This window comes from Salinispora pacifica CNR114, assembly GCF_000514775.1.
Taxonomy (GTDB): domain Bacteria; phylum Actinomycetota; class Actinomycetes; order Mycobacteriales; family Micromonosporaceae; genus Micromonospora; species Micromonospora pacifica.
Genome location: NZ_AZWO01000032.1, coordinates 17449 through 30821 on the forward strand (window position 1 = coordinate 17449; position 13373 = coordinate 30821).

Annotated in this window: 11 protein-coding genes; 5 read left to right on the forward strand and 6 right to left on the reverse strand. The window is 70.2% G+C overall.

The genetic code is table 11. The features are described 5' to 3' along the window. Positions 1–6: 6 nt before the first annotated feature. Together B118_RS0118875 and B118_RS0118880 are read left to right on the forward strand one after the other, a co-directional pair. Complete coding sequence (locus B118_RS0118875) at positions 7–216, forward strand: hypothetical protein (protein ID WP_238324012.1); 210 nt, start codon at positions 7–9, stop codon at positions 214–216. 67 nt (positions 217–283) lie between these two features. After that, complete coding sequence (locus tag B118_RS0118880; protein WP_018220571.1) at positions 284–982, forward strand: iron-dependent transcriptional repressor DtxR; 699 nt, start codon at positions 284–286, stop codon at positions 980–982. A 43-nt stretch (positions 983–1025) separates the two neighbouring features. On the opposite strand, the gene B118_RS0118885 is transcribed toward B118_RS0118880, so the two are convergent. From B118_RS0118885 to nrdR, 4 genes are all read right to left on the reverse strand, one after another. Beyond that, positions 1026–1265 (reverse strand): DUF5522 domain-containing protein, encoded by a 240-nt coding sequence (locus tag B118_RS0118885; RefSeq protein WP_018220572.1) that lies wholly within the window; start codon positions 1263–1265, stop codon positions 1026–1028. A 25-nt stretch (positions 1266–1290) separates the two neighbouring features. Further along, positions 1291–2232, reverse strand: a complete 942-nt coding sequence (locus B118_RS0118890) for a DUF2332 domain-containing protein (protein ID WP_196234324.1) — start codon at positions 2230–2232, stop codon at positions 1291–1293. A gap of 94 nt (positions 2233–2326) precedes the next feature. After that, positions 2327–5212 carry a vitamin B12-dependent ribonucleotide reductase gene (locus B118_RS0118895; protein ID WP_018220574.1) on the reverse strand — a complete coding sequence of 962 codons (2886 nt, stop codon included), beginning with the start codon at positions 5210–5212 and terminating at the stop codon, positions 2327–2329. A gap of 205 nt (positions 5213–5417) precedes the next feature. Further along, a complete protein-coding gene (nrdR, locus tag B118_RS0118900; RefSeq protein ID WP_018220575.1) occupies positions 5418–5882 on the reverse strand; it encodes a transcriptional regulator NrdR in 465 nt (154 codons plus the stop codon). Between the two features lie 570 nt (positions 5883–6452). Between nrdR and lexA the strand changes: the two genes are divergently transcribed. Beyond that, the gene (gene lexA / locus B118_RS0118905) at positions 6453–7235 is read left to right on the forward strand and encodes a transcriptional repressor LexA (RefSeq protein WP_018220576.1); all 783 of its coding nucleotides are present in this window, start codon (positions 6453–6455) and stop codon (positions 7233–7235) included. Positions 7236–7261: 26 nt separating this feature from the next. On the opposite strand, the gene B118_RS28570 is transcribed toward lexA, so the two are convergent. Together B118_RS28570 and hflX are read right to left on the reverse strand one after the other, a co-directional pair. Next, on the reverse strand, positions 7262–8794 hold the full coding sequence (locus tag B118_RS28570) for an SMP-30/gluconolactonase/LRE family protein (protein WP_043541582.1): 1533 nt from the start codon (positions 8792–8794) through the stop codon (positions 7262–7264). Positions 8795–8842: 48 nt separating this feature from the next. After that, positions 8843–10315: a GTPase HflX gene (gene hflX / locus B118_RS0118915; protein ID WP_028193221.1), complete on the reverse strand. Its 1473-nt coding sequence runs from the start codon at positions 10313–10315 to the stop codon at positions 8843–8845. Positions 10316–10492: 177 nt separating this feature from the next. Between hflX and B118_RS0118920 the strand changes: the two genes are divergently transcribed. Together B118_RS0118920 and B118_RS0118925 are read left to right on the forward strand one after the other, a co-directional pair. Beyond that, positions 10493–12004: an NAD-dependent malic enzyme gene (locus B118_RS0118920; RefSeq protein WP_018828795.1), complete on the forward strand. Its 1512-nt coding sequence runs from the start codon at positions 10493–10495 to the stop codon at positions 12002–12004. 125 nt (positions 12005–12129) lie between these two features. Then, positions 12130–13356: an aquaporin gene (locus tag B118_RS0118925; RefSeq protein ID WP_028193222.1), complete on the forward strand. Its 1227-nt coding sequence runs from the start codon at positions 12130–12132 to the stop codon at positions 13354–13356. The last annotated feature ends 17 nt before the right edge of the window (positions 13357–13373 follow it).

Sequence of the window (13373 nt, forward strand, 5' to 3'; positions counted from 1 at the left end):
TTGGGGATGCCGTCGAAGACGGAAGGAGTGAACTTCATGCTGATCTGGCATACGTGCTTTCCTGCCGTGCAACTCATGCCCGAGGGGCCAGCCTCGGCGACCGGCACCACCGGCGCGGGTAACATCGACGTGTCTCACGCCGAACCCGAAGGCCGGGTGACCGTGAAACCCCAGATCGGGGCCGCGACTGCCATGGTCAACCACAACCTGCGGTAGCGGGTCACGTGGATGATCAGGGGTCGTGCGTGAGACACTTGCCGTCCGATTTGTTTCTCGTTAACGGGTGATTGAGATCATCGCGCACTCACTGGTCGACACGACCGAGATGTACCTACGGACCATCCTCGAGCTCGAGGAGGAGGGGGTGCCGCCGCTGCGTGCCCGCATCGCCGAGCGGCTGCGCCAGAGCGGTCCCACGGTCAGCCAGACCGTCGCCCGGATGGAGCGGGACGGCCTGCTCACCGTTGAGGGCGACCGCCACCTCACGCTCACCGAAACCGGCCGCGACGCGGCGGTCTCCGTGATGCGCAAACACCGACTGGCGGAGCTGCTGCTGGTCAACGTGATCGGCATGCCCTACGAGGAGGCCCACGAGGAGGCCTGCCGGTGGGAGCACGTCATGAGCGACGCTGTCGAGCAGCGGGTCTACGACCTGCTCAACCGGCCGACCCGCTCGCCGTACGGCAACCCGATCCCCGGGCTGGAGGCGCTGGGATCGGCGGGCCCCTCCGCCGCGGAGCCCGCCGAGGGGGAGCGCAACCTGGCGTTTCCCGGCCTCTCCGGCACGGTCGTGGTCCGGCGGATCTGCGAGAGCCTACAGAGCAACTCGGACGTGTTGCGCCAGCTGCACGCCGCCGGGGTTGACCCAGGCGCCACGGTGACGGTCGCCCAGGAGCGGGACGGCGTGTCGATCGACCGCTACGGCGACAGCGTCCGCCTTCCCCGCGAGGTGGCCTCCCGGGTCTTCGTCGCCGCCGGCTGACGCGACTTCGGCAGCCACGCACCGCACCGACCCGGCTGAGGGTTCAGTCGAGGTACGGGCAGTGGCGGCAGCCCCGACCGCAGCAGGTGCCACGGCGAGCGAGAAAGCCGGCGGTAAGCACGAACAGACCGGTGGTCGGGTCGGGGTAGCCGGCCTCACCGGCGGCGAGGGCAGCAGCGTGAGCGGCGCAGATCCGCTCGCGTTGCGGGTCCTCGGGCGGCAACCGGGACGGGTGTGGCTCGGTCAACGGCCGATTCGCCAACGGTTTTCGCTCCCCACCCACGCCGGGCAGTGTAGGGGCCTGGTGGCTAACCGAACCAGGCCGCTGCCTGCCCGTGCGCCTGGGCCCACGCCAGTGGCTTACCGTCGAGCGCGAGCACAGTGTTGAGGCCGGCGCCGGGCGGCTCGGGCAGTCCCTCGTAGGGCAGCGCTCGCGGCGACTCCACGGCGATCCAGGTGCCGGGCAGCCCACGAACCAACTCGACGAAGGCGGTGCGTCGGCGCTGCGGCACCTGGTACAGCACCGTCGTGTGGAACACCACCAGGGTAGCCTCGGGTGGGGCCAGTGCGGCCACCGCCGGCAGGTCGTCCACCAGGTCGCCGCGGACAAGCAGCGGTGGATCGGCCGCGACCAGCTGCGCCGCCGCCCGCAGCCGCGCCCGCCGGTGCGCATGCTCCGGCCAGATGAGAGCGTCCAACCAGGCGAGATCATCCACGTCGGTCACGTCCAGCGGATTGAGGTCCAGCCCGGCCCGCCACACCACGGTGGGGAGCCGGCTCGGCGGCAGGGCGCCGGTGAGCGTGCAGTCGAGGACCGGGCGGCCGTCGCCCAGGAGCTGGCGGTCGTAGCGGTACGCGTACCGGTCGGGGTAGAGGCAGAGCCCCGCCGACGCACCGACCTCCAACAGTGCGAGCGGTTGGGGTAGCGCGGCGAGCAGCGGCAGCAGGACGGCGCACCGCCCCGCCTCGTTCGTCTGGGTCGCCCTACGCTGGATCTCCACCTCGATAGCCGGCCAGTTCGCCAGGACGTAGGCGTGGAAGGCCGCCGGGTCCTCGACCGGGCCACCGAGCAGCCGTACCACGCCGAAGAGCAGATTCGGTTGCCGCTTGGCCGGCGGAAGCCGCTCGATCAACGCGAGCAGTTCGGCGTCACCGGACACCGCCAAGGCCAAGCGCTCGTACACCGGTGACACGCCACCCGCTTCCCGGGTGGCGAAGGTGCGATAGGTATCGGCTGCCGTCACGCCCACAGGATCGCACCACAGGGGAGAGGCAGGGCCCCGCTCCGGTCACCGCCCCGTGTGACCTCGGGCACCCTCGCCCGAGGTCACACGTGCACGTACGTCAGCTACAACCGCTGGTGGAACCACAGCCCTCGCAGACGTAGCAGCTACCGGCCGGGCGCATCTTCGTACCGCAGGTGAAGCAGAGCGGCGCGTCGGCGGCCTTACCGATCACCGCTTCCAGCAGCTCGGTGCTCGACCCCACCGACGGCGCCGGCTGCGCCGCCGCGACGTCGGCCAGCTCCTGCGCCGGCTGGGCGACCGGGCCGACCTTCGGCTCCTCCGGCCGCGTCTCGACCGGGGCGGAGGAGGCCATCGCGGTGAGGTCCGCCGTGTTCGCCTCCGCCTCCGCCTCCGCCGCGAGCTGGGCGGCCCGCTCCTTGGCGGTGAAGATGCCCAGCTCCGCACGGCGCTCGTACGGCAGGAAGTCCAGGGCCAGGCGACGGAAGATGTAGTCCATCACCGAGGCCGCCATCCGCACGTCCGGGTCGTCGGTCATGCCGGCGGGCTCGAAGCGCATGTTGGTGAACTTGCTGACGTACGTCTCCAGCGGGACACCGTGCTGCAGACCGATGGAGATGGCCACCGAGAAGGCGTCCATCACGCCGGCCAGGGTCGAGCCCTGCTTCGACATCTTGAGGAAGACCTCGCCGAGGCCGTCGTCCGGGTAGGAGGACGAGGTGAGGTAGCCCTCCGCGCCGCCGACCGAGAAGGAGATCGTCTCCGAGGGGCGCTTCTTCGGCAGCCGCTTCCGCACCGGCCGGTACTCGATGACCTTCTCCACGACCTTCTCGACCGCGGCGGGCACCACCTCCACCGGGGCGGTGGCCTTCTCCTTCTTCGCCACCGACAGCGGCTGGCCGACCTTGCAGTTGTCGCGGTAGATCGCCAGCGCCTTGAGGCCGAGTCGCCAGCCCTCGAAGTAGATCTTCTCGACGTCCTCGACGGTGGCCTGCTCCGGCATGTTGACCGTCTTGGAGATGGCGCCGGAGATGAACGGCTGGACGGCCGCCATCATCCGCACATGGCCCATCGGGGCGATGGAACGCTCGCCCATCGCGCAGTCGAAGACCGGGTAGTGCTCCGGCTTGAGCCCCGGGGCGTCCACCACGTGACCGTGCTCGGCGATGTGCTCGACGATCGCCTCGACCTGCTCCTCCGGGTACCCGAGGCTGCGCAGGGCACGCGGCACGGTCTGGTTGACGATCTGCATCGAGCCGCCACCGACCAGCTTCTTGAACTTGACCAACGCCAGGTCCGGCTCGACGCCGGTGGTGTCGCAGTCCATCATCAGGCCGATGGTGCCGGTGGGCGCGAGAACGCTGGCCTGCGAGTTACGCCAGCCGTTCCGGTCGCCGACCTTGTTGCCGAGGGTCCACTGCCGGGTCGCCTCCCGCTGCACCGCCGTGGCCACGGCGCCGGTGGGCTTGATCTCGTCGTTCGCGGCAGCGTGCTTGCGCATGACCCGCTTGTGCGGTTCGGCGTTCCGGGCGTAGCCGTCGTACGCGCCGACGATGCCGGCCAGCTCGGCGGAGCGCCGGTACGCGGTGCCGGTCATCAGCGAGGTGATCGCCGCGGCCAGCGTACGACCCTGGTCCGAGCCGTACGGCAGGCCGGAGGCCATCAGCAGGGCACCGAGGTTGGCGTACCCGATCCCGAGTTGCCGGTACGCCCGGGTGGTCTCGCCGATCTTCTCGGTGGGGAAGTCGGCGAAGCAGATCGAGATGTCCATCGCGGTGATGACCAGCTCGACCGAGCGGACGAACTTCTCCACCTCGAAGCCGCCGTCGGCACGGAGGAACCGCATCAGGTTGAGCGAGGCCAGGTTGCACGAGGAGTTGTCCAGGTGCAGGTACTCCGAGCAGGGGTTCGACGCGGTGATCCGACCGGTCTCCGGGCAGGTGTGCCAGTCGTTGATGGTGTCGTCGTACTGGAGACCGGGGTCGGCGCACTCCCAGGCCGCCTGCGAGATGGTCCGGAACAGCGGCTTCGCGTCGATCGTGTCGATCACCGTACCGTCGAGGCGGGCACGCAGGTCGAAGGTGCCGCCGTCCTGCACCGCCGTCATGAACTCGTCGCTGACCCGGACCGAGTTGTTGGCGTTCTGGTACTGCACGCTGACGATGTCCGTGCCGCCCAGGTCCATGTCGAAGCCGGCGTCGCGCAGGGCACGGACTTTGTCCTCCTCGCGCGCCTTGGTGACCACGAATTCTTCGATGTCCGGGTGGTCGACGTCGAGGATGACCATCTTGGCCGCCCGCCGGGTCGCGCCGCCGGACTTGATGGTGCCCGCTGACGCGTCGGCGCCGCGCATGAAGCTGACCGGTCCGGAGGCGGTGCCGCCGGAGGAGAGCAACTCCTTCGAGGAGCGGATCCGGGAGAGGTTGACTCCGGAGCCGGAGCCGCCCTTGAAGATCAGCCCCTCCTCCTTGTACCAGTCCAGGATGGAGTCCATCGAGTCGTCAACGGCGAGGATGAAGCACGCGCTGACCTGCTGCGGCGAGGACGTGCCGACGTTGAACCAGACCGGCGAGTTGAAGCTGAACACCTGGTGCAGCAGCATCCAGGTCAGCTCGTGGGCGAAGATCTCGGCGTCGGCCGGGGTGGCGAAGTAGCCGTACTCCTCACCGGCGGTGCGGTAGGTGGCCACCACCCGGTCGATCAGCTGTCGAAGCGACCACTCCCGCTCCGGGGTTCCCACCGCGCCCCGGAAGTACTTGGTGGTCACGATGTTGGCCGCGTTGACGCTCCACTCCTGTGGGAACTCCACGCCGCGCTGTTCGAAGTTGATCGACCCGTCCCGCCAGTTCGTCATGATGACGTCCCGACGCTCCCAGGTCACCTCGTCGTACGGGTGGATCCCCTCGGTGGTCCACACCCGCTCGACCTTCAGACCCGCTGCCGCCTTGCTCCGTGACTTGCTCGTTGTCACACCGTCCCCCGGCATCTCATCGCCCCTCGTCCGCGCCCCACGCGCGGCCCTACCGTCAAACCGGCCGCGTCTCACCCGCGGCCCTACCGTCAAACCCGGCCGCGTCTCACCCGCGGCCCTACCGTCAAACCGGTCCGCGGTCCCACGCGCGGCCCGACCGTCAAACCCGGCCACGTCTCACCCGCGGCACACTCTGGTGCGGCCAGCTGCCCCGACCGCCTCAGCCTCCCTCGCGGACCTGCGCCGCGGTCCGCAGCGTCTCGATCTCCCGCTCGAAGTCGGCGAGCGACTCGAACGACCGGTAGACACTGGCAAACCGGAGGTAGGCGACCTCGTCCAGGTCCTGCAGCGGCCCCAGGATGGCCAGCCCGACCTCGTGGCTGGGAAGCTCGGCGGCGCCCTTGGCCCGTACGGTCTCCTCGACCTTCTGCGCCAGCAGGGCAATGGAGTCGTCGTCAACCGGACGACCCTGGCACGCCTTGCGCACCCCGCCGATGATCTTCGTACGGCTGAAGGGTTCGGTAACCCCGCTGCGTTTGACGACCGCGAGGACGGCCTCCTCCACCGTGGTGAACCGCTTGCCGCACTCCGGGCAGGAGCGCCGGCGCCGGATCAGCTGGCCGTCGTCGGCCTCCCGCGAGTCAACGACCCGGGAGTCGGGGTGCCGGCAGTACGGACACCGCATGGAGCCCGACCTCCTTCGTCGGCCGTGGGGCCGAACGGGCCCGCACCCGGACACGCCGCACCACGGCGGAGCCGTCATTTCGACGGTCTTCGCCGTGCTGGCGGATGAAGTGCGGTCCGTAGTCGAACCCAACCTATAGGCAACTAAGGCCCAATGACTACTACATCTAGGGGTTGACCGTATGCCGCCGGAGAACTGAGGTCAAGTTGGCGAGCCTGTCCGGCGCGTCACCAAGCGACCTGGATCACCCCCCACCCACGCGGACCACCCGACCGGGCCAGTGCCACCGAGAATTTCAACCCCCGTCGACCCCGAATCGCTACGGGCACCGAGCACAACCGCCCCCTGCGGCCCACAATTAGCACACAAGTACGACCCGTCGTACTATTTACCAGAACATGGGTACGACCCAGGCGAGAGCCACCCCGACACGCCGACCAAGGTCGTACAGATGTTTGAAGAAGGCTGATCTCGCCTATACGGTCAGGGACGACCGGCTCACGACGGCTTCCACCGTGAGTCAACACCACGAGCGACGGGGCATCCAAGCGCCGACCAGGGAGGACGGACGTGACCGAGGACCGGACCAACCGGCCGAAGGGCCCACAGCAGATCACCGAAGGGCCGGCGAGCACCCGTCGTCGACGTGCCGCGCGGGGCCGCACCGGTGCGCCCGCTGTGCGTCCGGTCACCCCGATCGTCAGCGCCTACCCCGAACCGGCGACCGTCGACCTCACCACCCGGCAACGGCGGATCCTGGAGTTCATTCGCACCTGGGTCGAGCGGCACGGCTACCCACCAAGCGTGCGCGAGATCGGTGAGGCGGTCGGGCTGGTATCCCCGTCCAGCGTCGCCTACCAGCTCAAAGAGCTGGAGAAGAAGGGCTTTCTGCGCCGCGACCCAAACCGCCCACGCGCAGTTGACGTCCGGCCGCCCAGCGACGCCCTCGACGACGAGGCGGCGATCGCGCAGCGGCCAGCCCCGGCCTATGTGCCGATGCTGGGCCGGATCGCCGCCGGCGGTCCAATCCTCGCCGAACAGGCCATCGAGGACATCTTCCCCCTCCCCCGCGAGTTGGTCGGCGAGGGGGACGTCTTCATGCTTCAGGTCAAGGGCGACTCGATGCTGGACGCGGCGATCTGCGACGGCGACTGGGTCGTTGTCCGACAGCAACCCACCGCCGAATCCGGCGACATCGTGGCTGCCATGCTGGACGGCGAGGCGACGGTGAAGACCTACCGGCGGCGGGACGGACACGTCTGGCTGATGCCGCAGAACCCGGCCTTCGACCCAATCCCGGGCGACGACGCCACCATCATGGGCCGGGTCGTCACCGTGCTCCGCCGCATCTGACCCGTGGTAGCCGCCGTACCGCCGGCTCAGTAGCGGCCGTGCCCGCCGCCGCCGTCACGGCGCGGTGGCCGGGCACGACCACCGCCGTGCACGCCACCATTGGCTCCCCCGCCGTTCGCTCCACCACCGGCTCGCCCGCCGTACACCCCGCCGCCACGCCCCCCGCCGGCCGAACGACCGCCATCGGCGCCCTGACCGCCGCCCGCGGCGGGACGGGACCCACCGGCACCTCCGGCGGGCCGTCGGCCGTAGACACCAGCGGCGGGACGGCCCCCCTCCGCCGGACGGCCACCGCCATGCTCACGCTTGTCGGCCGGAGCCGCCGCCCGGCCCGGCTCCCGACGCGCCCCATGGCCCCCGGCGGGCGGCGCACCGCCGTAGACAGCACCGCGGCGGTCGGTGGCGTCGCGTGAACCACGGTCAGCGGCCGGCCCACCGGCGCCCGTGGTCTCCGCTGGTCGCCGCCGGGCCCGTACGACGCCCGCCATGCCCGCCCCGACCAGCCCCACACCGATCAGGCCCACGGCGGCGACGAACAGATACACCTTCTCTTGCAGGGAGAGACTGCCGAACCAGGAGGCCGTCGACTCCTCCGCTCCGTCGGCGTTCGTCTCCGGACCGGACTCCGGCTTCGCCGTCGGCGGGTACGACAAGACGTCGATCGGCTCGCCGTCGTCGAGCTGGCCGCCGTCGGAGACGGTCAGAAAGGTCTTGCCATCCGGGGTATAGGTGATCGCCTCACCGAACGGATCCGCGAGCGGAGTCACCCGCGGTTCCGTCGTCGTCAGCGCCGTCACGAGATCGCCGTCGACGACGTCGTACTCGAAGGCGTCCGCATAGGTGCGCAGCACCACCCGAGCGCCATCCGGGGAACGGGCGGCCCCGGTGATCGCCGTGCGCCCGAGCGCCCCGAACGCGTTCTCGGTCTCGGTCGTCGGCAACTCCACCTCGCCGAGCTTTTTCATCTTCCCCGGTTCGGTGTCACCGCTGGGTAGCTCCCCATCAACGGTGAAGATCTCGGCCTTGCCCGAGGCGACCTTGGTAATGATCATCGGGACGCCGTCATCGTCGATGACCAGGGCCTCGGCGTCCCGTGGCTCGTTGTCCGGGTAGGCGAGGCGGTGCAGCGTCAGCCTTTCGTCACCGCTCACCGGCATGCTCCACACCGCGACCCGCTCCCGGCGGTTGCTGCTGGTCACGTTGTCGCCGGTGTCGGCGACCCAGACGGTCTTTCCGTCCGGCGACAACGCCAGGTCCTCGGTGTCCAGGGGGCCGCTGACGGAGTAGCTGACCGGGTCCCCGGCGACCTCGCAGTCGGCGTCCAGGAAGAAGACCCGCTTGTGGCTCTCCACGTCCGTGCTGTCGTTGATCACGATGTAGCCGGTCTCGGTGGCCACCAGCCCGGACAGTTCCCGCAGCCGATCGTCGGTGACGGTGCAACGCTTCTGCCCCTCGGCCGCGGCCGGCGACGGCACCATGACCAGGATTACACCGACAGCAACCGCGGCTGCCCCCAGCAGGCTGAGAGCACCCGTGGTCAGGGTGAGGAAGCGACGCATCAGCACAGTGTCGCATGGCGGTGGTCCACCGCCGCCCACCCGCAACAGCTACGAACGCGCCCCGACACCCGCCGCCGCCGGCTCGGAACCAGCCGCCTCCGGCGACTGGAAGGGCGCCAACTCGGCGGCCAGCGCCGCGTCGACCCGGGCCTGGAGCAGAGTGCCCTCGGGCAGGTGCACCGTGTTGAGCACCTCACCCCGCTGGTGCGCCCGGGCCACCAGGTCACCCCGCTCGTACGGCAGGACCGCGCGGACCTCCACGGCCGGACGGGGCAGCCGGGCCTCGACCGCACCACGCAGGTCGGCGATGCCGGACCCGGAGTGCGCGGAGACGAAGATCGCCTCCGGCCAGCGCCGCTTGAGCCGGAGCAGGGTCTCCTCGCCGGCAGCGTCGGTCTTGTTGACCACCAGCAGCTCCGGCAGCCGGTCGGCGCCCACCTCGGCGAGGACCGCCCGGACGGCACGAACCTGCTCCTCCGGGTCCGGATGGGTGCCGTCAACGACATGCACCACCAGGTCGGCCTCCGCCACCTCCTCAAGGGTGGAGCGAAACGCCTCGACGATCTGGTGCGGCAGATGCCGGACGAAGCCCACCGTGTCGGAGAAGGTGAAGTGACGCCCGTCGGCGGTGGTCGCCTTCCGGATCGTCGGGTCCAGCGTGGCGAAGAGGGCATTCTCCACCAGCACCCCGGCCCCGGTCAGCTGGTTCAGCAGGCTGGACTTGCCGGCGTTCGTGTACCCCGCGATGGCCACCGCGGGCACCGCGTTGCGATAGCGACGGGCACGCTTGGTCTGGCGTACCGTGCGCATGCCCTTGATCTCCCGGCGCAGCCGGGCGATGCGCTGCCGGATCCGCCGGCGGTCGGTCTCCAACTTGGTCTCACCCGGGCCACGCAAGCCCACGCCGCCGCCAGCGCCACCGCCGCGGCCTGATCCACCGCTCTGCCGGGAGAGGGTGTCACCCCAACCCCGCAGTCGGGGCAGCAGGTACTCCAGCTGGGCCAACTCGACCTGCGCCTTACCCTCCCGGCTCTTCGCGTGCTGGGCGAAGATATCCAGAATGAGGGCGGTGCGATCGACGACCTTCACCTTGGTGCGCTGCTCCAGGTTGCGCAGCTGGGACGGGCTGAGCTCACCGTCGCAGATCACCGTGTCGGCACCGCTGGCGAGCACGGCCGCCCCCAGGTCAGCCACCTTGCCCCGGCCAACGTAGGTGGCCGGGTCGGGCCGTTGCCGGCGTTGGATCAGCCCCTCAAGCACCTGCGAACCGGCCGTCTCGGCCAGCGCCGCCAGCTCGGCGAGGGAATTCTCGGCGTCCTGCTGCGAACCCTCGGTCCACACCCCGACCAGGACGACCCGCTCCAGTCGGAGTTGGCGGTACTCGACCTCGGTGATGTCGGTCAGCTCGGTGGAGAGGCCGGGGACCCGCCGCAGCGCCTGCCGCTCCGACAGCTCGAACTCACCGGTGGTGGCGTCGAACTCGTCGCCCTCGTCGGGAAGGAAGGTCTCCTGCTCTCGCAAACCGCGCCCCCTGTCTGGTTACCGTCGGTTGGCTGTTTGCCCACCGTGCTGCCGGGAAAATTGCGACCGGCTCCCAGCAATCCTGACATGTGACAACGCCACCCGCATCGGCAATATGCCCGGCCTACCCGCTGGTAACGGGGTCGGATGCGGTGCCGACACCGGGGGCGAGTAGAAATGCGGGGCGAGTCGTTCAGCGTCATCGGAAGGAACTGTGTGGCCACCACCCGACTGCCGAGTGCCGGATTCTCGATCACCGTCCGGATCGCAGTAACCGCGGATGCCTCCTCCATTGGGCGGTTGACCACCACGGTCGGCGAGGCCGGAGCAATCGTCACCGCGCTCGACGTGGTCGACTCCGACCACACCCACGTCACCGTCGACCTGACCTGCGACACCGCCGACGCCAACCACGCCGACCAGGTGGTTGATGCGCTCACCGCGCTCGACGGGGTTGACGTGCGTAAGGTCTCCGACCGCACGTTCCTGCTGCACCTCGGCGGCAAGATCGAGGTCAGCCCGAAGGTCGCGCTGCGCACCCGGGACGAGTTGTCCCGGGCGTACACCCCGGGGGTGGCCCGGGTCTGCCAGGCCATCGCGGAGAACCCGGCGGACGCGCGGCGCCTGACCATCAAACGCAACACGGTGGCGGTGGTCAGCGACGGCTCCGCCGTGCTCGGCCTGGGCAACCTGGGGCCGGCGGCGTCGCTGCCGGTGATGGAGGGCAAGGCGGCGCTGTTCAAGCGGTTCGGCGGGGTGGACGCCTGGCCGGTGGTGCTCGACACCCAGGACACCGACGAGATCGTGTCGATCGTCAAGGCGATCGCACCCGCGTACGGCGGGATCAACCTGGAGGACATCGCCGCGCCGCGCTGCTTCGAGATCGAGGCACAGCTGCGTGCGGCACTGGACATTCCGGTCTTCCACGACGACCAGCACGGCACGGCGATCTGTGTGCTGGCCGCGCTGACCAACGCGCTCCGCGTCGTCGGTAAGGAACTGGCGCAGGTACGGGTGGTGGTCTCGGGCGCGGGCGCCGCCGGCACCGCGATCATGAAGCTGCTGCTGCGCCAGGGCGTGGGCGACATCATCGCGTACGACCGGCAGGGTGCGCTGCACCGTGGGATGACCGGGCTTAACCCGGCCTGGCAGTGGCTGGCCGAGCACACGAACCGGGAAAACTACTCCGGCGACCTGGCCGGGGCGGTACGGGACGCGGACGTCTTCATCGGCGTGAGCGCCCCCAATCTGCTCACCGGGGACGACATCGCCGCCATGGCCAAGGACGCGATCGTGTTCGCGCTGGCGAACCCGGACCCGGAGGTTGACCCGCGGGAGGCGCGCCGGCACGCCGCCGTGGTCGCCACCGGCCGCTCCGACCAGCCCAACCAGATCAACAACGTGCTGGCCTTCCCCGGCGTGTTCCGGGGGATGCTGGACGCGCACGCGGAGGGCTTCACGGAGGAGATGGCGATCGCCGCGGCCCGGGCCATCGCCGACGTCGTCGGCGAGGAGAAAATCAATCCGACGGTCATCATCCCCAGCGTCTTCGACTCCCGGGTGGCCCCAGCCGTCGCCGCGGCCGTTCGCGCGGCCGCACAGAACCCGGCGGCCACCCCACCGCCCGCCGCCGACCCCGGCCCGGTCGACCTGCCCGAGATCGCCGCCAACGCCAGCGCCACCCCCTAGGCCGCCGCCTTCCACCGCACCGGATTACCTCGACGAGCAGGTGATCCGGGTGGTTTGGGCCGCACCACAGCTGGTAATCGAAGCTCGCCCGTCCTCGGCAACCGCAGATGGTGGGATACCAAGCGATGACCAGCGCCCTGTGGCGACGCCTGCTGGCTGAGTTCACCGGCACCGCCCTGCTGGTCACCGCCGTGGTCAGCTCCGGAATCATGGCCACCACCCTCGCCCCCGACCAGGTCGGCCTTCAGCTGCTGGCAAACTCGATCACCACCGCCTTCGCCCTCGGCACGCTGATTTTGATCTTCGGACCGGTCTCCGGGGCCCACCTCAACCCGGTCGTCTCCGCCGCCGACTGGTTCCTCGGGCGGCGCGCCGGCACCGGTCTGACCGCCGGCGACCTGGGTGCCTACGGAGCGGCCCAGGTCCTCGGCGGGGTCGCCGGTGCGGTGCTGGCGCACCTGATGTTCGACCTCGCCGCGATCGACTTCGCCGGCAAGGAGCGGGCCGCCTGGCACCTCTGGGTCGGTGAGGTTGTCGCCACCTCCGGGTTGGTCCTACTGATCTTCGCCCTCGCCCGGTCCGGACGTGCGTCGGTCGCCCCGGCCGCCGTCGGCGCCTATATCGGGGCCGCGTCCTGGTTTACCTCGTCCACCTCCTTCGCCAATCCAGCGGTCACCATCGGCCGCGCGTTCTCCGACACCTTCGCCGGCATCGCCCCCACCTCGGTGCCCGGTTTCGTCCTGGCCCAGGTGGCTGGACTCGCCGTCGGCGTCGGCCTGCTCACCGCCCTCTACCCCGACGCCGGTGCCGCCGCCGACCAGGTCGTCGTCCCCGCGGAGCCGGCAACGTCGGGAGACCAGGGGCCGCCGACCCGTCGAGCGGACCGCCGCCGTTCCCCGGCCAAGCCACCGCCCAACGCGCACCAGATCGATGCGGAGCACCTCGGGGTCGACAAACCCTCGGTGCTGTTCGTCTGCGTCCACGACGCCGGCGGCTCGCAGCTGGCCGCCGGTTGGCTACGCCAGCTCGCTGGCGACGCCGTCGAGGTCCGCTCCGCCGGCTCCGCCCCCGCCCGCCAGGTCGACCCCGCCGCCGCGGTGGCCATGTGGGAGGTCGGCATCGACATCACCGGTCAGGTGCCGACGCTGCTGCGGCCCGCGACCGCCGCGTCCGCTGACGTCATCATCACCATCGGGCGCCGCAGTGACCTTCCCGACTTCCCAACCGGACGCCACGAGAACTGGGATCTTGACGATCCCACCGGCCTCGGGGTCGAGGCGATCCGCCCGATCCGCGACGAAATCCGGAACCGGGTGGCGCGATTGCTCGGGGAGCTGCGGCGCACGACGTGACACCGATGTCGTTCAAC